The 21,804-nt window shown below is 34.0% G+C and carries 18 protein-coding genes; 11 read left to right on the top strand and 7 right to left on the bottom strand.

The window, feature by feature from the left end; translation table 11 throughout:
* The first annotated feature begins 1 nt into the window (after window position 1).
* From PC_RS04425 to PC_RS09905, 6 genes are all read left to right on the top strand, one after another.
* Window positions 2-1,054 (top strand): Fic family protein, encoded by a 1,053-nt coding sequence (locus tag PC_RS04425; protein WP_044044941.1) that lies wholly within the window; start codon window positions 2-4, stop codon window positions 1,052-1,054.
* 584 nt (window positions 1,055-1,638) lie between these two features.
* Window positions 1,639-3,351: a protease-like activity factor CPAF gene (locus PC_RS04420; protein WP_011175466.1), complete on the top strand. Its 1,713-nt coding sequence runs from the start codon at window positions 1,639-1,641 to the stop codon at window positions 3,349-3,351.
* Between the two features lie 190 nt (window positions 3,352-3,541).
* Complete coding sequence (locus PC_RS04415; protein ID WP_011175465.1) at window positions 3,542-5,557, top strand: monovalent cation:proton antiporter family protein; 2,016 nt, start codon at window positions 3,542-3,544, stop codon at window positions 5,555-5,557.
* Window positions 5,558-5,565: 8 nt separating this feature from the next.
* The gene (locus PC_RS04410; RefSeq protein ID WP_011175464.1) at window positions 5,566-6,507 is read left to right on the top strand and encodes a cation diffusion facilitator family transporter; all 942 of its coding nucleotides are present in this window, start codon (window positions 5,566-5,568) and stop codon (window positions 6,505-6,507) included.
* Between the two features lie 12 nt (window positions 6,508-6,519).
* A complete protein-coding gene (locus PC_RS04405; protein ID WP_181679054.1) occupies window positions 6,520-7,104 on the top strand; it encodes a DUF2937 family protein in 585 nt (194 codons plus the stop codon).
* Window positions 7,073-7,630 (top strand): DUF2878 domain-containing protein, encoded by a 558-nt coding sequence (locus tag PC_RS09905; protein WP_011175462.1) that lies wholly within the window; start codon window positions 7,073-7,075, stop codon window positions 7,628-7,630. Before PC_RS04405 ends, PC_RS09905 begins: the two co-directional genes overlap by 32 nt.
* A 205-nt stretch (window positions 7,631-7,835) precedes the next feature.
* On the opposite strand, the gene PC_RS04395 is transcribed toward PC_RS09905, so the two are convergent.
* Window positions 7,836-10,067: a fibronectin type III domain-containing protein gene (locus PC_RS04395; protein WP_011175461.1), complete on the bottom strand. Its 2,232-nt coding sequence runs from the start codon at window positions 10,065-10,067 to the stop codon at window positions 7,836-7,838.
* Between the two features lie 151 nt (window positions 10,068-10,218).
* A complete protein-coding gene (locus PC_RS04390; protein ID WP_011175460.1) occupies window positions 10,219-10,410 on the bottom strand; it encodes a hypothetical protein in 192 nt (63 codons plus the stop codon).
* Window positions 10,411-10,684: 274 nt separating this feature from the next.
* Here PC_RS04390 and PC_RS04385 point away from each other — a divergent pair, with 274 nt between their 5' ends.
* From PC_RS04385 to PC_RS04375, 3 genes are all read left to right on the top strand, one after another.
* A complete protein-coding gene (locus PC_RS04385; protein ID WP_044044939.1) occupies window positions 10,685-11,536 on the top strand; it encodes a c-type cytochrome in 852 nt (283 codons plus the stop codon).
* A 14-nt stretch (window positions 11,537-11,550) separates the two neighbouring features.
* Window positions 11,551-12,018, top strand: coding sequence for a DoxX family protein (locus tag PC_RS04380; RefSeq protein ID WP_011175458.1), 468 nt, complete (start codon window positions 11,551-11,553; stop codon window positions 12,016-12,018).
* Window positions 12,019-12,590: 572 nt separating this feature from the next.
* Window positions 12,591-14,405 carry a glycosyltransferase gene (locus PC_RS04375; RefSeq protein WP_011175457.1) on the top strand — a complete coding sequence of 605 codons (1,815 nt, stop codon included), beginning with the start codon at window positions 12,591-12,593 and terminating at the stop codon, window positions 14,403-14,405.
* Window positions 14,406-14,419: 14 nt separating this feature from the next.
* Here the strand turns inward: PC_RS04375 and PC_RS04370 are convergent, their stop codons facing one another.
* Window positions 14,420-15,736, bottom strand: a complete 1,317-nt coding sequence (locus PC_RS04370; protein WP_011175456.1) for a glycosyltransferase — start codon at window positions 15,734-15,736, stop codon at window positions 14,420-14,422.
* Between the two features lie 216 nt (window positions 15,737-15,952).
* Window positions 15,953-16,222, bottom strand: a complete 270-nt coding sequence (locus PC_RS11155; RefSeq protein ID WP_181679053.1) for a hypothetical protein — start codon at window positions 16,220-16,222, stop codon at window positions 15,953-15,955.
* A 169-nt stretch (window positions 16,223-16,391) separates the two neighbouring features.
* Between PC_RS11155 and PC_RS04365 the strand changes: the two genes are divergently transcribed.
* Complete coding sequence (locus PC_RS04365; RefSeq protein ID WP_181679052.1) at window positions 16,392-17,663, top strand: hypothetical protein; 1,272 nt, start codon at window positions 16,392-16,394, stop codon at window positions 17,661-17,663.
* Window positions 17,664-17,738: 75 nt separating this feature from the next.
* Here the strand turns inward: PC_RS04365 and PC_RS04360 are convergent, their stop codons facing one another.
* Window positions 17,739-18,677, bottom strand: a complete 939-nt coding sequence (locus tag PC_RS04360; RefSeq protein ID WP_011175454.1) for a glycosyltransferase family 2 protein — start codon at window positions 18,675-18,677, stop codon at window positions 17,739-17,741.
* Window positions 18,678-19,158: 481 nt separating this feature from the next.
* On the opposite strand from PC_RS04360, the gene PC_RS11150 reads away from it, so the two are divergent.
* Window positions 19,159-19,919 (top strand): IS5 family transposase gene (locus PC_RS11150; RefSeq protein WP_420885535.1). Its coding sequence is split into 2 segments (ribosomal slippage): window positions 19,159-19,513 and window positions 19,513-19,919, totalling 762 coding nucleotides; the frame shifts between segments, so codons are not numbered across the junction.
* Window positions 19,920-20,020: 101 nt separating this feature from the next.
* Here PC_RS11150 and PC_RS04345 read toward each other — a convergent pair.
* A complete protein-coding gene (locus PC_RS04345; protein WP_232086057.1) occupies window positions 20,021-20,998 on the bottom strand; it encodes a M48 family metallopeptidase in 978 nt (325 codons plus the stop codon).
* Window positions 20,999-21,031: 33 nt separating this feature from the next.
* On the bottom strand, window positions 21,032-21,637 hold the full coding sequence (locus tag PC_RS04340; protein ID WP_011175450.1) for a LemA family protein: 606 nt from the start codon (window positions 21,635-21,637) through the stop codon (window positions 21,032-21,034).
* Window positions 21,638-21,804 lie beyond the last annotated feature (167 nt).

The raw sequence follows: 21,804 nt of genomic DNA, 5'->3' as shown, positions 1-21,804 counted from the left end.
TATGCATTCATTATCCCTTAGTTATTTAAATTCGCTTCGCTTTTCAGAAGAACATCTGTCAACTTTGCGTTTACTTGGTGAATATCGAGGAAAGCAGGCTTTGTATTTCAAGCAATCCCCTGAGATTTTAAAAAACTTACAGCAAGTTGCGGCCATTGAGTCGAGTGAATCATCTAATCGATTAGAAGGAATTACAGCTCCGCATAATCGAATTGCTGATTTAGTGACTAAAAATAGCGCTCCCATTGACCGGTCAGAACAAGAAATTGCCGGTTATCGTGACGCTTTGAATTTGATTCATCAATCTGGCCAATACATGCGTTTAACAAATAATGTAATTTTACAGTTACATAGTTGGCTTTATCGCTATCAATCCCAGAGTGGGGGACAGTGGAAAAAATTAGACAATCAAATTACAGAAATCCATTCAGATGGGACAAAACGTATACGCTTTAATCCAACATCTGCTTTTGAAACTCCAAGTGCAATGCATGCATTAATTGAAGGATATGAAACAAACATTCAATCTATTCAAAAAGAGCCGTTGATTATTTTGCCTGTGACAATTTTAGATTTTTTATGCATCCATCCTTTTAGTGATGGAAATGGAAGAACTGCTCGATTACTCACTTTATTACTTTTATATCATTTTGATTATCAAGTAGGCCGTTATATTAGTTTAGAACGCATTTTTGAAGAATCTAAAGAAAGTTATTATGCAACACTAGAAAAAAGTTCCAAAGGTTGGCATGAAGGAAAGCATGATGTGATGCCTTGGATGACATATTTTTGGGGAGTGCTTTTAAGAGCCTATAACGAATTTGAAGCTCGTGTAGGAACACTAAAAATTGGTCAAGGCAGCAAAAATGCTTATATTCGTCAAACTGCTGAAAGAATGATAGGCCCCTTTGCCATTTCGGATATTGAAAAGGCTTGTCCTGCTGTCAGTCGAGATACAATTCGCCTAGTTTTAAGACAACTAAGAGATGAAGGAATCATTATCCCTCAAGGTAAGGGACGGGGAGCAAAATGGAAACTTGCCAACTCTTCCTAATGAATAGAAGAACGAAGATCAACTAAAAAATATTGCACAATTACGAGTATACGAAATGATTTGTCCCTAAGCTTTTCTAAGTAAGTTCAATAACTGGAGCAACTCCAATCAAGGTTGCTTGTTGGAAACCTTAATTAACAACTTTTGTGATTAAAGTAATTCCTACACAAACAACCAACAGGTTATCGGGCTTTACAAATGGATTGAAAAAGATGAGGCAAGAAAGCAAAAGTTTTTTCCGCAAATGCCAGAATTGTTCCCTATGTTTTCATTTTTATATATTAATGATTTTCCTGTATAAAATGTTTTTTAAGATGAAAAATCGTTTGATAAAATGAGATCGTTCGTGAACATCAACCAAATAAATAATCAGGTATCCTTAGCCTATAAATACCTAACTAGTTTCAAAACATTAGCAATTATTTACCCAATGTTTGATTTTTTGTCTTAAAATTCATTATTAGTGATGAATAAATCTTTGTTCAATTATTTTATATTTTTGTGTAGTATTATTATGTGATTCATTGAATAGAATAAAAATATAGAAATAGGCCTTAATCTCTTTTAAACCAGAAAAGGTAGAAATGAATAATTTTTTTCTTAACACTTTCAGAAGTTGCGCAATTTTTGTTTTATTCTATGCTTCATTGAGCTTTGCCTCTACAGAGGATATAAAGAAAGAATCGATGATTGAAGATCTTAAAATGATTAAGCATGCCTTCGATGTAGGGTATGCTCCTTTGGAATGGAAAAAAAATTATACAGGATTGAATTTAGACGAGGAATTGAATAAATCAATTGATCTTATTTTATCGAATCCGACCCTGACCCATAAAGATTTTCAAAGAATTGTTAAAAATTTCTTGGCTTCAACCAAAGACTATCATGTTGATGTTATTTTTTTTTCCACAGAAACTGCCACCCTTCCTTTTGATGTTAAAGGAGTCAATAATCGTTATTTTATTACATGGATCGATGAATTAAAATTACCTCCTTCTACTTATACGATTAAAGTAGGAGATGAAATCATAGAATTTGATGGTCGCCCTTTAGGCGATGTGATCGAAGAGTTAAAACAACATGGAAGTAAAAATTCTAATCCTCTAACAGATCAAGCATTGGCAGAAATTAAATTGACTAATCGATTAGGATGGCTTGGAGACATCATTCCTCAAGGACCTGTAACTATTAAAGTTCACTCTCGTTCAAAAGAAGTTCCTTTGAGCTACCAACTCATTTGGGATTATCGTCCCGAATTGATTTTTTCACCTTCTTTTTTCCTACAAACTGTGGAAAGTTTTTTTCCTAACAAAAAAATCAGTGTTAGAAGTCCTTGCATGACGATGATGAATTTGACGCATCGTAAAATGATGTCTGAAACAAAGCGGGATGGAACATTATGTGCTCGAAAAAGTTTTATTCCTACTTTAGGGCCCCGTGTTTGGATGTTTGATAAAATTGACAAAGAAAAAGAAATTTCCTGGTATGCCTATATTTATAAAATATCTGAAGAAGAAAAAATCGGATATATCCGCATTCCTCATTATATTGGTTATAAAGAAGAGAGTAAGGAGTTTGGAGAATTACTAAACTATCTAGAGCAAAAAACAGATGCTTTAGTGATCGATCAGGTGCATAATGGTGGTGGCTATGCTTCTTTCCAATATGAATTAGCTTCTATGCTTGCTTTAAATCCGCTTAAAACACCTAAACACCAAATGAAAATTACACAAAAAGATGTTTTGACTGCTTATCAAATTTTAGACGTAATTGAAAAAATTCAACAAGGAATAGATGATGAGATAGAAGAAGGTCCTATTGATTATCAACATTTATTATTTCTCAAAGCTTTCTATGAATTTACAATCCAAGAATGGGACGGGCAGCGAACTTTAACCGATCCAACGCATCTAGAAGGGTGTGACTGGATTAATCCTCATTCTGATTATCGTTATACAAAGCCTATTTTAATGTTGATCAATGAACTCGACTTTTCAGGTGGCGACTTCATGCCAGCTATCATGCAAGATAATCAAAGAGCTGTTCTTTTTGGAACGCGTACATCTGGCGCAGGTGGATTTGTTTTACAGGCCAGTTTTCCAAATAATAATGGAATTGCTGCATTTTCCTATACGGGTTCTATTGCAGAAAGACCCGAAACTTTATTAAAAATAGAAAATTTGGGTGTCACTCCAGATATTGTTTATTCATTAACTGTTGATGACTTGCAAAATGGTTATCAAGGTTATAAAGCCGCAGTCAATGAAGCTATACAAGCATTGATTAAGAAAAAATAAACTTTTATAAGATTCAAATCTCCAAATTTTGAATACCTTTTCAAAATTTGGAGCCCTAGAATTAATTTGATTAGAACGGCTTTTTGAAACTAGCAAAAAATCATTTCTTTCACTTCAATCTTTAATTTGCTAATTAAAACTCTCTGGCTTAAAAAACAAAGCTCCATTTGCAAGTAAAGTAGGATTCGATATGGAATTATTTCTATTTACAGATTTATTAATTCTGTTTGCTATATCGATTATTATCCTTCTAGTGGGTTATCGATTTAACATTCCTCCTGTTGTTTGTTTTCTTTTAACAGGTATGTTAGCAGGCCCGCACGGATTAGCCTTCGTGCAAGAAAGTAAAGATGTAGAAATGTTAGCTCAATTGGGAATCGTTCTCCTTTTGTTTGGAATTGGAATGGAGTTTTCCATTAAAAAACTTTTTCAGATTAAACGGCTCTTTTTTTTAGGAGGTTCTCTACAAGTTGGCTTAACCATTCTATTTACTTATATTTTAACCCAGCTCATGCAATTGCCATGGAAAGAATCTATCTTTATCGGCTGTTTAATATCTATGAGCAGCACAGCAATTGTTGTTAGACTTTTAGATCAAAAAGGGGAGAGCTTAAGTCCTCAGGGTAAACTTTCCATCTCGATTCTGATTTTTCAAGATTTGATTGCAATTCCAATGATTTTGTTTATTCCTATGCTTTCTGGAAATATGGAAGAAAAACAATTTCAAATAGAGTGGACAGTTTTTAAACCTTTTATGGTAGGAATGTTAATTTTAGTTGCTGTCTTTTTTAGTGCGCAACGGATCGTCCCTCGTTTATTACTACAAGTGGCGAGAACGCGAAATAAAGATCTCTTTTTATTAAGTGTATTAACTCTTTGCTTTGGTGTTGCATGGCTGACGTCAACCTTAGGACTTTCCTTAACGATCGGTGCATTTTTAGCTGGTTTAATTATTTCTGAATCAGAGTATAGCCATGAAGCTGTGGGTCATATCTTTCCTTTGCAAACGCTTTTCATTAGCTTCTTTTTTGTTTCCATAGGCATGTTGTTAAATATCGATTTTTTCATCCATCATTTATTTACTATTCTAGCTTTAGCTACCCTCGTCATTATTTTAAAGATTTTCGTGACAGGATTAACAACATTGATGATTGGTTTACCCATGCGAACAGCTATTTTAACAGGTTTAATGCTAAGTCAAGTTGGAGAATTTTCTTTTGTCTTAGCAAACGCTGGAATGCCTTTTAGACTCCTAACGGATTATGAATACCAACTCTTTTTATCAATTTCACTTGTTTCTCTTGCTATTAGTCCAATTTTGATTTCTTTTTCTCCAAAAATTGTTAGTTTCATCTGTTCTTTACCTTTACCACAAAAATTACTTTCAGGGCTAAGAGAACAACGAAAAAGTGATGATAGGTCACTCAGTAATCACGTGATTATTGTTGGGTTTGGGATCAGTGGGAAAAATCTAGCGCGTTCAAGCAAATTAGCAAATATTCCTTATACAATACTAGAAATGAACCCAGATATTGTCAGGGAACAACGGACACTTAATGAACCAATTTATTTTGGTGATGCGACACATCTAACTGTCTTAGAACACTCCCACATTCATAAAGCCAAAGCAATTGCTGTTTTAGTTAATGATCCTATTGCAGCAAGACGAATTGTTAAAATTGCACGAGAATCTAATCCAACCATTTACATTGTTGTAAGAACGCGTTACATGCGAGAAATGCTGTTAATGCATAAATTAGGTGCTGATGAAGTAATTCCTGATGAATTGGGAACTTCTGTAGAAATTTTTTCTCGTGTATTAAAACAATACTATATCCCAGATGAAGAAATCCATCAACTTGTCACAGAGGTTCGAGCAGATGGATACAAAATGTTACGCGATCAACAAGCTCCTTTAACAAATTTATCAGAAGTTAAGCTAAATTTATCAAACGTTGAAATGGGAACTTTCCGTTTACACGAAAATTCTCCCCTGGTTGGGATGCTTTTATCTGAATCAAATTTACGTAAAAAACACGGAATGACGGTTTTATTAATTAGGCGCGAAAAAGCTGTTATTTCTAACCCCTCTCCGGATACTCAATTACTCGCTAATGATGTTTTAGTTGTTGTGGGTGAAAAGACGCCTTTAAAGCAAGCACTAGAATTATTTGGAAAATTAGAAAAACAATCGACTATTAATTAAAGGTTTTCATGGCAAAATTTCCCAAACCCGTTTTTCTTCCAGCGGATGTTTATCTCAAAAGAGCTCAACGCAGTCAACTTATTCTTCGATCTGCTAAATTGGGAATAAAAATACGACTAGCTATTATTGTTTTTGAACTTTTTGGTGTAGCGTTGATCAATAGCTCTACTCTTTTCTTAGATGCTATTTCCGGTTTAATGGATGTTCTATCGACTATTTTTTTGATTATATGCATAAAATTAGCTCGTAAACCACCTGATGAAGATCATCCTTTTGGACATGGTCGCTATGAACCTTTAGGTGGTCTTTTAATTGGCTTAATTTTAATTTTTATTGGAGCCATTATGTTGTTCCAACAAGTCAATGGATTTATTCAGGAAGCTCCTCAACCTTTTTTACATCCCTGGGCTTGGATTTTTCCTGCTACAGCTATGATTCTTTTAGAAATTTGTTATCAGTTAATTTTTAGAACGGCAAAAAACGAAAATAGTCCAGCTCTAGCTGCAGACGCGGTCCATTATCGAATAGATGGGTTAACAAGCCTATTGGCAACTTTAACATTAATTGCAGCTGCCTTGGTTCCTGAATGGAGCGGAATCGTTGACCATATAGGAGCTATTCTGATTGCTTTATTTATGATAGGTCTTGGGGTTTTTGCTGCACGTGAAAACTTTAATCAACTAACAGATAAAGTCCCTAATCAAGAGTTTTTTAAAACCGTCAAAAAAGCTGCGCATGAAGTAGAAGGAGTGCAAGCGACAGAAAAAATTCGCATTCAACTTTATGGTCCAGACGCTCATGTGGATATCGATGTTGAAGTGGAACCAAAACTTACAGTTGATTTCGCACATCAAATTAGTCAACAAGTACGCGCAGCTATTCAAAAAGCTTGGCCAGCAGTTCGAGATGTGACTGTTCACATCGAACCTTACTATCCAGGGGATCATTAGATTGTGCCGGAGTTGAAAAATAATAAAAGAACTAGGCATGATAAAATAGACGAATTAGGTAATTTGATGAAATTTTGGCAAATCTTGGATAAGTTTTTGGATCGTTTTTTCGTTGTTTTAGGGGCATTTTTAGGAAGTCAAATCCCTGAATTTTTGCAACAATACGTGCAGCGGTTAGCGGGTCATGTTGATGAGTTGAAATATATAATTGATCAATTAAGCCAATTAGCTTCTGCCTCTAATAAATCTTTAGAACAATATATCCAAAAATTTGTTCATAGTAGTGATTTAGATTTCGTCAAACAAGGGGAGTTCATGCAGGCATTAGTCACTCGTTGGCAAAACCTCAATGATAGTTTAAGAAGTTTGGCTCAAAGCTCTTATTTTGAACGCCCATTTGTTTTCCTAAAAGAAATGAATTACCCTATTGCTCAAGAAACCTTTTATTCTTATCAAGCAGGTATTAATTTGACATTGGAAGGCTTGGGCTATACGGCAATCGGAATTATAGTAGGGATTTTATTGTATCAATTGATATCAAAAATTTTTAAATTTGGATCACAACGTGTTGCTTCCTTTTTTAGACCGCGCGATTAGCACCGCTCTATTTTATGGGGGATGGTGTTGGTGTTTAAATGATGCCGCACATAACCACACACATTATTATGGATTTTGGTTTGTTTTATTTATCATTATTTATCAGATTTATCGATCGAATTCTCGAAAAGCAGATTTTTTGTTGGTTTGTTTTATCTGTCTCTTAGGACCTTTGTCAGATGCCTTATATGTTCAATTTGGTTTAATCAATTATCATCATTCTTTTCATTCAATCATTTGGCTTCCTCCCGTGTGGATTTTCTTACTTTGGGCTCTGGTAGCTGTTAACCTTCCTCTTTTTTCTTGGCTTAATCAAAGATGGGTATTGGCAGCAGTTTTAGGTGCTTTTGGTGGCCCTCTTAGTTATTTTTCGGCTATCCGGCTCGGAAGTATCAGCTTACTTAAGCCGCTACCTTTAACTTTGATGATTCTTGGAGGTGTATGGCTTATTCTTTTTCCTTGCTTACTATGGCTGAGTAATAAATTTAAACAGTGGTTTGCAGCAAGACATTCCGAATGCCCTTAGGCGTGAACGAATGGAATCGATTAATTCAAGTTCTAAGAGTAAAAATAAAGAAATTTTTCAATTGTTTTTAGAAATTGGCTTTATTTGATAAAAAATCAGTGACTTGTAAGAGTGTTTGAAAAACAGAACAAAAAATCTACATAAATAGCCCTCTAAAATATAGAGTCGATACTGTGTTAAGTATCGACTCCAAAAAAGAAATTTCCTAATAATTAGGATTTCTAACATGCCCTTTTGGCCCACCTTTATCAATAAGTTGCTGCCAATAATTTTGCATATCATTTGAAAAGTATTTTTTAAGCTTTTGAAAAGGAACTGGCCATCTATGATGATGTTCAGTATCAATAAAAGCTAGCTTTCCATTTTTGCAAAAAGGGACATTAAAAGCATAAACAGAATCATACAGCCCTAAATCGTCAAAAACTTGATAAATTTGGTCTAATAATTTGCGAGTCATACGATGTTTATAGGCCTTTTCATTTTTGTCATGACTCAAAATACGCATATTTTCTGCGACTAAAATAAAATTTTTTCGCATGTATCTAGATGAATTAGGAGGAGAGGGATATTCTGGTAAAGGATAAATCCATTTCTTAGGAACACTGAAAGTGGCTTGTAAGTTATTATTAGCAATCCAGTTTCTTATCACTTTTGCCCCTTCAATGCGATGAACAAATTTATGCCACTCTGCCCGTACAACAAGATCGCTATCTGGAAATGCCTTGATAAAGTGGTGAGGTAAATCAGGGTGGGGGGATGCCATGATGCGGCTAGCACGTCCTTGTTGATAGCGTTTAAAACCAGCCTTTTTAAAAGTTTCTGGTGTTAAAATCACGCGAGTTGCCGAAAACATACGATCTAATTTAGGCTTAACCGGATGGTTTTCTGGCAATAAATAGGGTCGCACATGTTCCCAAATTTGATCTGGTACATAAGAAGATTTTTGATAAGCTTTGATTTCTATTAAAGGTAAAACTGGTGTTCGATGATAAATTTTATAGAGTTTAATTAGGCTATTGTCAAAAGTATCGTAAGTGTTAGAAATTTGGGGTAAAAAACTTTGAAAATATGGATAAGAAAGGGGTAATAATATTCTTTTAATAATTTGTTTACCATCTTCTTGTTCAACAACTTGCAAAACGTTACGTGGTTGAATAAGTTCCTCATCATAAACATGGATAAGGGAAGAAGGGACTGAGTATTGTCCATTTTTCCGTGCAATAATACGATAGTATGCTAAAGATCCATCTACCAAAATTTTAGTTTCTTTAATAATTGCAACTAAGTTGTTATTAATTTCTATATCTGTGATTTTCCCGTCTTCTATTGCATTAATTTGCAAATTTGTATAAGGAGTAGGAATAAAATCTAGAGAGTTTGATCCGAAAACCAAATATTCAATAGCCGGATCATCAATAGATTCTCTCTCCCAACTTAGCTCAAAAAGCTGACCCTTTTTTTCAAATTCTACTAATGCAACTGGATCTGGTTTTTCAACGGTAAAGGCAAAAATTCTGGACCAAGCACCCCATTTACCATCAGAGAAGCCTTTAATTCGGAAATAATAAATGCTTCCCGCATTAAAAAATGTTTCAGTTGTCGGAGATAAAATGACTTCTGTTTTAAAAGGCTCAATTTGTTCAAAATTGGAGGGAATAAAATTAAAAGTAGGGTTAGGGGAAATTTGCCACCAAATTTTTTCTGCAGGCACTTCACCTAGATCCATTAAGTAAAAACAAGGAGAAGTAAAATCAAACACTTGGGATTGATTCCCAACTTGTATATCCCCAGGTACAGGGTCTTTTAAATCATCTTCATCAATATTAAATGGATTAAATTCGCTCTCTGTATCAAATATTTGTCCATATAAGCCACTTTCTTGCTCGACCAAAAAAGGTTCAGTAATCGAGAATTGGGCCAGTTTTATAATACTTTTTTCAAAGTCAACATCAGTATCATAAAGTGAATCTTTACTTCTTAAAGCTAAAAATGGATCGTCCATTAAATCTTCGGAAGAGGCTAGTGTTTGATTGTCTAAAGTTAGATAAACTTGTTTTTTTTCTAAATCAATGAAGATCCATTCGTCGTCATAGCCAAAATCAAAGGCAAAAGCATTCTGTTTACTACTTAATCGTGTGCGAATGCCAAGTTGATGACAAAGTTTAATAAATTGATAAGCAAATTGTTCTTGTGAACAAATTTTCACAGAATTTAATAAGTCAAGAGGAGTGCAAGATAACTCTTTAGATTGATCGGCAATCTCTATAGAGGAATCCCAGATTTTAAAAAGTGCTAAAGCTGGATATTGTTCTTGAGAAATTTGACTCGCTAAATAATCCAACGTCATTTTTTTTTCTAGTTGAGGGACAGCAATCACAACAAGCGGAAAGCTAACTATACCTAATAGAAAAATCAACGTTTTATGCAAAAGTTTCACAGTAAAAACTCACTTTAAAATGTTTCGCTAAAGGCCCTCGTGCGGATTCAATCGCACATTTAAACTTTTTTGGCTGATTATCATCCCATAAAAATTAGGGGAATTGATTTAAGTAAGACTATCTTTACAAAATAAAGTGAATTTCGCAAAGCTATTTTGTAAAAACTTGAACTAGCCAGCTAATCATAATAAAAGAAGTCAAAACTAAAAGAGAACTTAAAAAAGCAGCCGATAAGCTATTCCAAAAAGTATGAGATTCATTATAAAATAAGTTTGCACCTAAAATAAAAATTAAGAGGGAGGCGATGTAGCCAAATCGACGGATGGTTAAACTCGCAGACATACTTATATTCCTTTATCCGTAAATTGAATTTTAATTTTTCTTAAGCTTTGTTATTTAAAGTGCAAAAAAAAGAATTTAAAAAAAAGCAATTATACTGCTCATTAAAAAAATGATGAATCTTTCTTGCCATTTTCTATAAAAAAGATTTAATAATTCAATCAACATGGGTTTAAACAAAAATATTGTCAAAACTTTTTGATACTTAAAAATTTTATGGGTAAAAAAGCTATCAACTATTTTACTTACCTACATTAACCATACATTGCATATTAACATGATTAAATCTATCTCTTTCATCTTAGCAATTCTTTTAGGAATTAGCCTTTTCTGGGCTATTAAGCATAAAGCTCGTGAGATTGAATGTTATGATCGCTGCTCATTTAAACATGGACTTGCTTTGACTCAAGCTCATACAATTTATAGTGTAGATTTGCAAGATCCCGAACAAGCCCCTTTAGATATTCGAGATAGTGTCATGAGAGGATATCGACTCATCATGAATACACCACACTATGCGCCTGAGTATGTGAAAAATCAACTTTCTTGTACAAACTGTCATTTTTTGGGGGGAGACACTTTAGGAGGAAAAAATGGCGGAATTGCATTGATCGGAGTCACAACCAGCTATCCCCGTTTTTCTAAACGGGACAATAGAGAAATCAGCATTGAAGAGCGTATTGACAACTGTTTTCAAAGAAGTATGAACGGAGTTTCTCTTCCTAAAAATTCTCAACATATGAAAGATATAGTCACTTATTTACAATGGATTTCGAAAGAAGTTGAACATATTAAAGATATTCCCTGGCTAGGTCTAAAATTCTTAAAAAGTGAATATAAAGGAAATTCTCAGAAAGGGGAAAAATTATATATTTCTTATTGTGCATCTTGTCATAAAGAAAATGGAGAGGGGGGAGCTACATTAACGGCATTAGAAGGAAAAAGCATTCCCCCTTTATGGGGTCCTCAGTCATTTAATGATGGAGCTGGAATGACGCGATTAGATATGCTTTCTTCATTTATTTATTGGAACATGCCTTATCAAGATGCTTCTTTACCAGAAGACGAAGCAATTGACATTGCTGCGTATATTATTAAGCAAAAGAGACCTCAATTTCAAAGATCTTAACTCGGTGGATATGTATGTTTAAAGAACGAGCTAAAGCCTACCAAAAGCTTATCACCTTTGCAACGAATTTAAAATCTCCGATTCTAATGCTTTGTCGGCTATATTGGGGAACGTTATTTTTGTTAGCAGGATGGGGAAAATTAACTCATATGGATCCCTTTATCAGTTTATTAACCCAATTTGATTTCCCAGCTCCTTATTTTTTTGCTTATTTGGCCGCTTGTACGGAATTTTTTGGAGGGATTTGTTTAATCTTAGGATTGGCTTCTCGAGTTGCTGCAATCCCTTTAATCATCACTATGTTAATAGCTTATGCAACTGCACATCAGGAATCGTTAAAATCTATCTTTAGAAATCCAACTGAATTTGTAGCTGAAAGTCCTTTCAACTTTCTTCTCATCTCTTTATTTGTTTTTGCTTTTGGTCCAGGTCGCTTTTCAATTGATTATTTAATTGAAAAATACCTTCTTGAAAATAAGTAATTGTCAAACGCACCTTTATTAAATAGCACTTAATAATTAAGTAGATGAATTTGGAAGTAATAAGGTTTTCGAACTTTTCAAAAATTTCGCTTGCATGAGGTTTTATTGAAAATGCGGAAATCCTTATTTGCCTAATTTTTTTTAAAAAAATTGAACTTCCAAAATACTCATACTAATTTTGAAGTTGTTTCTGATTGATAAAAATTTCTTTCTTTTAAATCGATAGATTATGGGAATAGCCTATAGAATCTTGTTAGCTTACTTGGCTTTTCAAAATCACAAGCTTCAAGCAATTGTTTTACTTTAGCGATATGAATTATATCCAAAAATTTTTCAATATTAATAGCAGAAATCCCAAGTAGACTAAAATTATTTTTTATTAATAAATACCAAACCTAAATTTTTTACTTAGTTATAATTTAAAAAATAAAAAACAAGGGGCGAAAAAAGAAGGGAATAAAAGTTAAATTTTATGCGCTAATCAATTAAACAATTGATTAAGGCAAATCTAAACTTTCTGCATTAAATAGCTTTATGTTATTTTCCAATATTCCATATTACAAAGAACCATCATGAAAATATTTCATCATTCCAAGCGCATTTTTATTTTGTTAAAAGATTGTATTTATCCTCTTTTCAATTACTTAAGACAAGGATATCGATCAAATCTGCTCAAAGTTCATTGGGCTAGTTTTGCAAAACACAGCTTCCGTCATCTTCAATCACTAGGAGCAGCTTTAAATAAAGAGTGTCGTGATTTAGGAGATTTACAGGGCCCTCGAATAAAAAAGCTTCGCCAATTGACTATTGGTCTGCATACTTTAATGTCTTCCTCTGAACCTTCATTTTCTTATTCAATTTTAATTCCTGTTTCAGATTCACTAAGAAAAAATTGTTTTTGCAAAGCTCTTTTTTCTGCTCTCCAACAAACAGCACCTAACTTCGAAATTTTGGTTGGTTATAACAAGGAGCAACAAACTAAAGAAATTGAGACACTAATTAAAGGATATCAAAATGAATATCCTCAATTAATTAAAACATTTTCATTTTCTGATCATTCTCTCACACAGATTTTAAACTCTCTAGCACAATTTGCTGAAGGGAATTTCCTTTTTGTTTTAGACCCTGAAGATTGGATTCGACCAGATTTTTTCTTCCGGTGCGAACAATTTTTAAGACTCATAAAAGAAAAGGAGAATGGGTGTATTTATACAGATGAATATGAAATCACCGAAAACGATGATCCCATTCCAGGGAGGCTCTTTTCTAAACCAAACGAATTAGTTTTTCCTTATCTTTTTCATCAAGCTTTAGGGAGCAGTGTCTTAATTCCACGTCAATTATGGAATAGAGCTGGAGGAATGGAAGAAATTAATAAAGAGGAATTATATTGGGATTTGGCTTTAAGATTAGATTTAGCTGGGGCAAAATTCTACCATCTACCTTTTTATCTATATGCGAAGCGTTGTATAAATCCCCACTTTCAACCAAAAGCAGCATCTCTTTTATTTGTCAAACAATTAGAAAAATATAGCTTAGCAAAAAAATTAACATGGTCATGGGGTAAAGGATTAATTTCCCAAACCTACCGAGCTATTCCAGCTTTAACCGCTGTTCCAAAAGTTCAAGTAATCATCCCTTTTAAAAATCAAAAAATTCTGACTTTAAAAACGATCCATAGTATTTTGAAGCAAAAAAATGTTCAAGTCTTTGTGACAGCTATTGATAACGACAGTCAAGATGAAACAATTGCTTCAGAAATTCGAAAATTGGGTAGTGAAGTAATTATTGTTAAAGAACCTTTCAACTATTCGAGATTAAATAATATTGCTGTTGAGAGAACTATTTATGCCAAGAATTGCGATTATCTTCTCTTTCTTAATAATGACGTAGAACTTGAAGAAGATGCCTTAGAGGAAATGTGCCGATGGATTGATCAACCTATGATTGGAATGGTGGGATGTCAACTGCATTATCCTAATGGGTTATTACAGCATGGGGGAATTGACATTAAACGCGATGCACCAGCTAATCAATTAATGTGGATTAACTCAGAAAAACTTGCTCCAAAAACGAATCAAAAAATGACAAAAATCATTCGTTTAGTGGATGCTGTCACCGCAGCTTGCTCACTAATGAAAAAAACTTTATTTGTAGAAGTCGGAGGATTTGATGAAATATGGTACCCGATTGCTTACAGCGATACTAATTTAGCAACTAAAGTTAAATCTAAAGGTTTTTATTGTTTATATACTCCTTATGCAAAAGGAATCCACCACGAAAGTGCTTCACGTAAATTTGAAAATATTGAAGATGTGGAAATGTCTAGCTGGCTTGATAAGCAATTTTTTGAAAATTATTCGCTGAAGAAACAATCAAAAATTTAATTATTCATTCTTTTCTATCTCCATTTATTGAACATTTTCCTTAAAATAATTTTGGCTGTATTTTTAAAGCCTTTTTCATAAACTTGATGGATAACAAAAGTTGTCAATATTTTGATCACTTCAAAATTCATGGATGGATTAGGCGTCTTATCAAAATTCGCTATCATATGGTTGATCGGTTCAATAATTTTGTTCCAATAAAACAAAGGACGAATAGATCTTAATTGATTTTGAAATTCGGCTATTAAATCTGGGTGATCAACCATTAAGGTAATGGCATTTATTAAAGATTCCTCATCGTTATAAGAAATCGTAATTCCCAGTTTATTTTGTTCAATCAATTCCGCAAAAGAGTCACCTTCGGTCGCTAAAATGGGAAGTTCAGTCCAAATATAATCTAACATTCTTGTTCGAAAAGAATATCGGGTTTCTAAATGGTCAAAGTGAGTAGAAACACCAATTGTGGCGTCCAAAAAACTATTATGTCTTTCATTATAAGGAATCCAGTCATGGTTAAAAAATACATGACGATCTAAAATATTTAATTCTTCAGCAAGTTTAATAGCTTTTGAAGCCATCTCCATTTCAGGAACTGAAGGATCCGGATTCTTAATTCCCAGGAAAACAAGCTTGATATCCGATCTTGTCATGCTAAGTTTTTTGACAGCTTTGATAAGGGTTAATGGGTCAAACCAATTCCAAATTCCTCCTCCCCATAAAAGAATTTTATCTTTAGAATTAAAGGAATATTTTTCTTTAAGCCCTGGTCCATCCTTTTTAGCTATTTTGTTTGGAAGGCCAAAAGGGACGACATCAATAAATTGCCTTAAGCCTTTATCTTGATCATAGCGAGAAAGCGTAATTAATTTTTGGCTTAGTAAAAATCCTATCCATAAATCTCTTTGTTTTTCGCTTGCACAAAGAATTCCGTCGGTCATTTTAAAGTTAAAAATAAGTTGATTAAGAGAAGAGTTTAAACTTTCTTTTCTTTTGGCAACGATATCGTTTTTAAAAAGTTCTAAAATTTCTAGGGGTAGGGGATCATAAGCATCGATAATAATTTTAATTCCGTTTTTCTTAGCATGCCATGCCATGGATATAGTTAAATTTTGTGCAATTAATATTTTTGCCTTTTTAATCCACTGCTTTAATTCAGAGCTTTGTTTTGCAATAATTTGAAATCCTTCTCCTTGCATTTCTGTTTGATTAGGAATAACTAAAATAACATGATGAGATGAACTTAAAGCTTTCGCAAGCTCCCAACAACGAATTGCAGGCCCTGCCATTTTTGAATGAACAACGTTAGGTGTGTAAATGAGAATTGTTGACATGGCTTCGAACCTTTAAATTTTCATCACAGATTATAAAAAATTTGATATTTTGACAAATTCTACTCGCATATAAACAAAAAAGTTTTTTTATTTTTAATTTAAGATTTTGTAAAAATATGATTAAAAGCATTGTTTATGTGAATTTTTTCTAGATAAATTATAAGGTGTGATTTATGATTTCATTTTAGTTTTATAAATAATAATTGTAAAATTGATCTAAATCATCATATCACATGTTTTATACAGAAATGATGAAAATTTCTTAGAAGGTAATTTAATGATACCCAGCGCATCACTATCAAACTTAGAAAATTTTAGTTTTACAGCATATTTTACAAAACAAATGGCGAATGTTAACCATTCATTTGTATTAGGTTCTGTTAGTTCTCGAATTGTTGGTTTTGTTGCCATCCCATTTACATCTTTAGCAGATGCTTTCGCGCACGCCTGTTTGACAGCAAGTAAATTTGCAACCGGAATAGTCATTTCTCCCTATAATATTACAGCTAGCTTGTTTTTTCCGGATAAAGCCGCACCAACAGATTTAGAATTATCCTCTGCTTTAATTCACTTGATAAGAGTCGTTGAATGTGTCGTGACTGGAATTTTGCTTCCATTTGTTTGTTTATTAAATCCTGAGCGTGCTAAACAATTCATGAGTCAAAGGCTCCCTAAAAATGAAAAATCAGCTCAGCCATTTTCAAGGCTATCTCGACACTCTTCGTATAAGGAATATTGGCCTGAAACAACAACCGTAAAAAAGAATAAATTAGATTCAACTCCTGGTTTTATGCCACCTAATCTGGTTACTGAAAAGCCTGCAGTAAATTCGCAAGCACAAGCTTCCAGTTCAGGAACAACGCCATTCAGAGCTTCTGTGAAATCGCAACCTACTGTTTCAACATCTCAGAGCAGCACTCCATTTATTCCACCCGCACCACCTGTAGTTGGACCACCACCGCCTCCTCCTCTTCCTTCTCTTTTTTCTTCTTCTCAGATTTCCGTATCGACTCTGCAAGCGACAGCAAATAAACTTTCAAAGTCAACTCCCATTGATGGCATTAGCATTAATAAACGTTCTCCTAAGCAAACTCCACCTGTTCAAATTTCACTCATAGAATCACTTAAAGTAGCTATAAAAAAGAATGGTAAAAAAGGAAAAACAAAATTTTCAACAACACCTCCCTTAAGCCCTTCAAGAATAAATGCTGCAAGACCCCCATTTACTAAACCAAATCCAGCAAATATTTTAAATCCCCATTTATTACTACTTAATGATACTAATCCCCATGTGCCAAGAAGATTGAAAGAGCAAATTTCTATGGTTTTAGATATATCGACGTTTAAATTAAAAGAATATGATGATTGTGAATTGGTGCAAACCTTGAAAAAAGATGTCCTATGGAAAGATTATCTGGAAAGCTCAGATGAAGAGGATAATAAAATTGAAACTCTTGTATCTTATTTTCAAGAACTGGAAAGTTTAAATGATAGAAAACGTGAAGCTGCTGCAAAACTAAGAAAATCCGCCTCTGCTATAATCACAACAAGAAGTCCTACAAAAACAAAAGGTATAACTCCGGCAGGAGCAACTAAAAAACCAGTCACGCCAAGTAAAAATTGCAAGCTGGAAAAACTTAAAATTGAAACGTTAAATCAATTAAGATTCAAAGATGGTACTTACAACTGCCCAGTTTTAGTTGGTAGGAAATTAGCTACTGTAAATTTCAACATTGCTAAACATAACAATGAGATGTCCAGAAATATAATAAAACTTATAAATTATCAAGATTTTACTAAACGACACGAAGCTTTAGTTAAAAAAATAATAGGGGCCAATTCTGAATCTATATTGGAAAGTGTTGCTATGAAAAATGAAATTGGTTTAATTATTCTAGTTGTAAATGAAATTAAAGATCTTCGATAACATTTTATTCTATAGGCCATGTTTTAATTAATATCGCCTATAGGCAAGTTTAAATTTTATTTCTCTATAAAATTATCAATATTGACAAAGGAATGTTTTCAAAAATCGCAGAAACCCTTGTTTATAAAATTGATATTTTAAAGTTTGAAGTTTTTGCTTGACATACGGTAATGTCCTTAATTTTGCGTAAGACTGCAATATGTTTCTATTCTTCTCGTTCAGTAATAGTTTATACCGCTCTAATATCATTTCTGCGTGATGATAGGAGAGAAGTGCTGCATCTACCTTTTTATTTTTTTCCTTAGAATTTTGAGTAAAATAGTTTAAAATACTGTTTTGTTTAGCTCCAGTATCGTTTGAAACATGCTGCCGGTACAGTAACGTAGGTTGCTTAATATTTCCGATTACTCCAAAACAAGAGGCTACTAAAGCTAGCCACCAATCGTGCATTGCGACATTTTCAGGAATGGGTTTTGCGAGTTCAACTAAAGATCGATTTATCATTGAAGTGCATCCTGTCACGTTATTTTGAATTAAAAGACGATTCAGGCTCGTCAAATGAGGATTTAAACGTGTATACTTCCAAAATGAGGGATGGATAATAGACAAATCTTTTGATGCAACAACTAAGTCTGAATGAATAAGTAGGGGAGTCGCATGCCCGTGCTTTTTTTCTAATTCTTGCATCTTTTTTAGACTCCATTCTAATTTATGCGGAAGCCATTTGTCGTCTTGATCAGCAAGGCAAATGTAAGGGGCCTGCGCATAATCTAAAAGGCATGAAAAATTTTGAGTAATTCCTAAATTTTTATCGCTCAAAATCAAAGTAATTTTTTGAGGGTAGGCTAGTGCCCATTGATTTAATAATTGCCCTGTTTGATCGGAAGAATTGTCATCTCTTATCCACAAATGAAAATTTTGATAAGTTTGTTCTATAATCGAACTAATTTGCTCGTCAATATATCTAGAGCCTTGATAAGTAGCTAGCAAAATGTCAATTTTAGGGTTATCCATTTCAAAATCCTGAAAATCTTTAAAATTAAGATCCAATTTATATCATTAAATTTCAAATTATCAAAAAATTTTCTATGTTTTAGCAGAAAAATTTCATAATCATGATAATGGCGATAGTGGTTACCATGAATGACAGTAAAAGATTTAAAAATACTTTTCAGAATTTTATTCTGTGCTTATTCGAAACTCTACATTTTTTCTCAGAAAAAATTAATGAGAATAAATTATTCTCATTTTTTACAAAATAAAGGAAGGTAAACAAATTATGAACAAAAGTTTAAGCATAGTAAAAAATTTTTAGCCGAACAGCTCTTTTGACACGTAATCATCTCGTTCATTTGCTTATTAAAGCCAAATCGCTCTTATATTAACTTTGCCGACAATACCTAAATGAGAATGCAAACCCTAGATAGTGTAGTCACGAGAAATGAAATAAATGCTTAAATGTGCTACTCTTCTAAGCTCATCAATGGAGCATCTTATGGAAGCGCACAGAAGACATGATATATCCGACAGAGTTTGGAATTTACTGGGACCTCATTTGCCAGGAAGAAGAGGGACTTGGGGTGGTATAGCAAGAGATAATAGGACTTTTATCAATGCAGTATTTTGGATATTAAGAACGGGAGCTCCATGGAGGGATTTGCCTCCAGATTACGGTTGTTGGAGCAATACTCATCGGCGATTTATCCGATGGCGCAATCAGAGAGTCTGGGAAAGGTTGCTTGAGGTGCTGATTGACGATCCAGATTATGAATGGCTTGTGATAGATGCTTCGCATTGTAAAGTGCATCCTCATGCAGCGGGAGCTAAAGGTGGTAATCAGAGCATGAGTCGTACAAAAGGGGGCTCAATACAAAATTGCATCTTGCCGTGGATGCGCATGGTCTGCCGATCAGGGTCATTATTACAGAAGGCACAACAGCAGATTGTACTCAAGCAAGCAATTTGATCGCTGGTCTTACAGCTGAGTGGTTACTGGCAGACAAAGGATATGATAGCGACGCAATCGTTGAGCAAGCTATAAGTCAGGGAATGCAAGTAGTGATTCCTCCACGAAAGAATCGCATAACTGGTCGAGAATACGATAAAGATCTCTATAAGTTAAGGCATTTGGTGGAAAATGCATTTTTACATTTGAAGCGCTGGAGAGGAATAGCGACCCGTTATGCAAAGAACACAGCCTCATTCTTGGCTGCAGTCCATATTAGATGTATTGCTATATGGGCAGAAGTCTCGTGACTACACTATCTAGACATTTTAATTTTTTCCTTTGATAGTTTAGGTGCTTTAGTAAAATTTTGTGAAATTTTTCATTAAGTGCAGGGGAGGGCAATGCAATATCATTTTTGATTAAGATCCACATATTTATGACCTTCAATCGCTGCAATACGATCTTCAATTGGAGGATGACTCGCGAATAAACGCTGCCAAAAAGAGGTATGCTCATTAAAGTATAAATGAGCAAAAGGTTTTCCACTTTTTGGCATATCAGAAAGTTTATAGTTTTGGATCTTCTTTAAAGCACTAGAGATCCCTGCAGGATTGCGTGTATATTGGACAGAACTTGCATCCGCTAAATACTCCCTTTGGCGACTCACCATGGCTTGAAGAATAGAGCCAAAAAACCACATGAATGCTCCCACTAACGTGAAAATCATACCTATCGCTGCAACAGGATTACCACTTTTACGTTCTTCCTTATCATCTCTTCTTGCATAAGGGGCGGTTTGTAACATTCTAAGTCCAATATAAGAGACAATAAAGAATCCCATAATCATAGCCGCAACACGCATTCCAATCAGCATATCTCGATTATATATATGCCCGAATTCGTGAGCTAAAACTCCTTGCAATTCATCTCGATTCAAAGCTAATAAACATCCTTGTGTGACAGTTATAGCTGCATTATCGTACGAAGTTCCTGCCGCAAAAGCATTGATTTCTTGAGCTTCTAAAATGTACACAGGAGGAATAGGTAAAGAAGTGGCCAAAGCAATTTCTTCCACGATATTCAATAATTGCCTTTCTTTACCATCGCGCGTATTAGGGTCGACAAGTCTCGCACCTAAAGACTCTGCTACGTAACTACCTCCATTTTGCAAATAATTCATATAATTGAATCCGGCCACACAAAAAATAACACTTAAAAATCCTAAGCCTATATAAGGAAAATCAGTATGGTAGCCATCTTGTGCAAAGCCTCTCATCAATATTTCTGCAAGTGTTGCTGAGATAAGAGTAAGAATAAAGAAGATCACTAAATAAAGAGTTGTTTTTGTCTTTGCTTCACGCTGAGCTTCCCAAAAGTTCATGGCCATCACTGAATCCTTCTATTTTTTAAAATAAGTTACTTAATCAAAAGATATTTTTGGAGCTAGTTTAGCTTTTTGATCATCAATTTGAAATAATTCCACTGAATGATGCCCAAATATTGTAACAAATAATACTGCGGGGAATTCTTGCTGAGCTGTATTATAAAGCATGACATTATCATTGTAGGCTTGACGAGCAAAGGCAACTTTATTTTCTGTTGAGCTTAATTCTTCTTGAAGCTGTTGCATATTCTCACTAGCTTTTAGTTGCGGATAATTTTCTGCAAGAGCCATAATATTTGTAACAGCGCCTCTAACCGCTGCATCAGCTGTAACTAATTTTTTAACAGCACTGGCAGAACTCTCAGTGGGACCGCCACTTTGGGTAATTTGGCCGCGTGCAGCTTGAGCTTGATTGCGCGCACTAATTACAGCTTCTAATGTGTTTTTTTCATAACTCATATATCCTTTAACAGCTTCCACTAAATTGGGAATTAAATCATAGCGACGTTGTAGTTGAACATCAATCTGGCCCCATGCATTGTTGACTTGATTACGTAAACGAACAAGAGTATTGTAAACTCCCATACCCCATAAAAAAACTACAATGACGATTCCCAATAAAATTAAAAGTGCTGTAGCCATAAAAAAACTCCTTTCGAGGTCGATTTCGTTAATTTAAATTTATTTCCTAATCATAGCCTTTTATTTTTTTTAACGCATCTGGAGATCAAATAAATTAACTCCCTATAAAAGAAACATAACATATGTTATCAGACGTTGAAAATTGTTCTAAAGAACTTTATATTTAA

Source organism: Candidatus Protochlamydia amoebophila UWE25 (assembly GCF_000011565.2).
Classification (GTDB): Bacteria; Chlamydiota; Chlamydiia; order Chlamydiales; family Parachlamydiaceae; genus Protochlamydia; species Protochlamydia amoebophila.
The sequence above is the reverse complement of the archived record's forward strand: the minus strand, read 5'-3'. Positions and strand labels throughout refer to the sequence as shown.

What these genes read in the sequence shown, in the direction of transcription:
- PC_RS04425 (WP_044044941.1), top strand. Translation starts at nt 2, where the DNA reads ATGCATTCATTATCCCTTAGTTATTTAAATTCGCTTCGCTTTTCAGAA.
- PC_RS04420 (WP_011175466.1), top strand. Translation starts at nt 1,639, where the DNA reads ATGAATAATTTTTTTCTTAACACTTTCAGAAGTTGCGCAATTTTTGTT.
- PC_RS04415 (WP_011175465.1), top strand. Translation starts at nt 3,542, where the DNA reads ATGGAATTATTTCTATTTACAGATTTATTAATTCTGTTTGCTATATCG.
- PC_RS04410 (WP_011175464.1), top strand. Translation starts at nt 5,566, where the DNA reads ATGGCAAAATTTCCCAAACCCGTTTTTCTTCCAGCGGATGTTTATCTC.
- PC_RS04390 (WP_011175460.1), bottom strand. Translation starts at nt 10,410, where the DNA reads ATGTCTGCGAGTTTAACCATCCGTCGATTTGGCTACATCGCCTCCCTC.
- PC_RS04385 (WP_044044939.1), top strand. Translation starts at nt 10,685, where the DNA reads ATGATTAAATCTATCTCTTTCATCTTAGCAATTCTTTTAGGAATTAGC.
- PC_RS04380 (WP_011175458.1), top strand. Translation starts at nt 11,551, where the DNA reads ATGTTTAAAGAACGAGCTAAAGCCTACCAAAAGCTTATCACCTTTGCA.
- PC_RS04375 (WP_011175457.1), top strand. Translation starts at nt 12,591, where the DNA reads ATGAAAATATTTCATCATTCCAAGCGCATTTTTATTTTGTTAAAAGAT.
- PC_RS04370 (WP_011175456.1), bottom strand. Translation starts at nt 15,736, where the DNA reads ATGTCAACAATTCTCATTTACACACCTAACGTTGTTCATTCAAAAATG.
- PC_RS11155 (WP_181679053.1), bottom strand. Translation starts at nt 16,222, where the DNA reads ATGACTATTCCGGTTGCAAATTTACTTGCTGTCAAACAGGCGTGCGCG.
- PC_RS04365 (WP_181679052.1), top strand. Translation starts at nt 16,392, where the DNA reads ATGAGTCAAAGGCTCCCTAAAAATGAAAAATCAGCTCAGCCATTTTCA.
- PC_RS04360 (WP_011175454.1), bottom strand. Translation starts at nt 18,677, where the DNA reads ATGGATAACCCTAAAATTGACATTTTGCTAGCTACTTATCAAGGCTCT.
- PC_RS04345 (WP_232086057.1), bottom strand. Translation starts at nt 20,998, where the DNA reads ATGGCCATGAACTTTTGGGAAGCTCAGCGTGAAGCAAAGACAAAAACA.
- PC_RS04340 (WP_011175450.1), bottom strand. Translation starts at nt 21,637, where the DNA reads ATGGCTACAGCACTTTTAATTTTATTGGGAATCGTCATTGTAGTTTTT.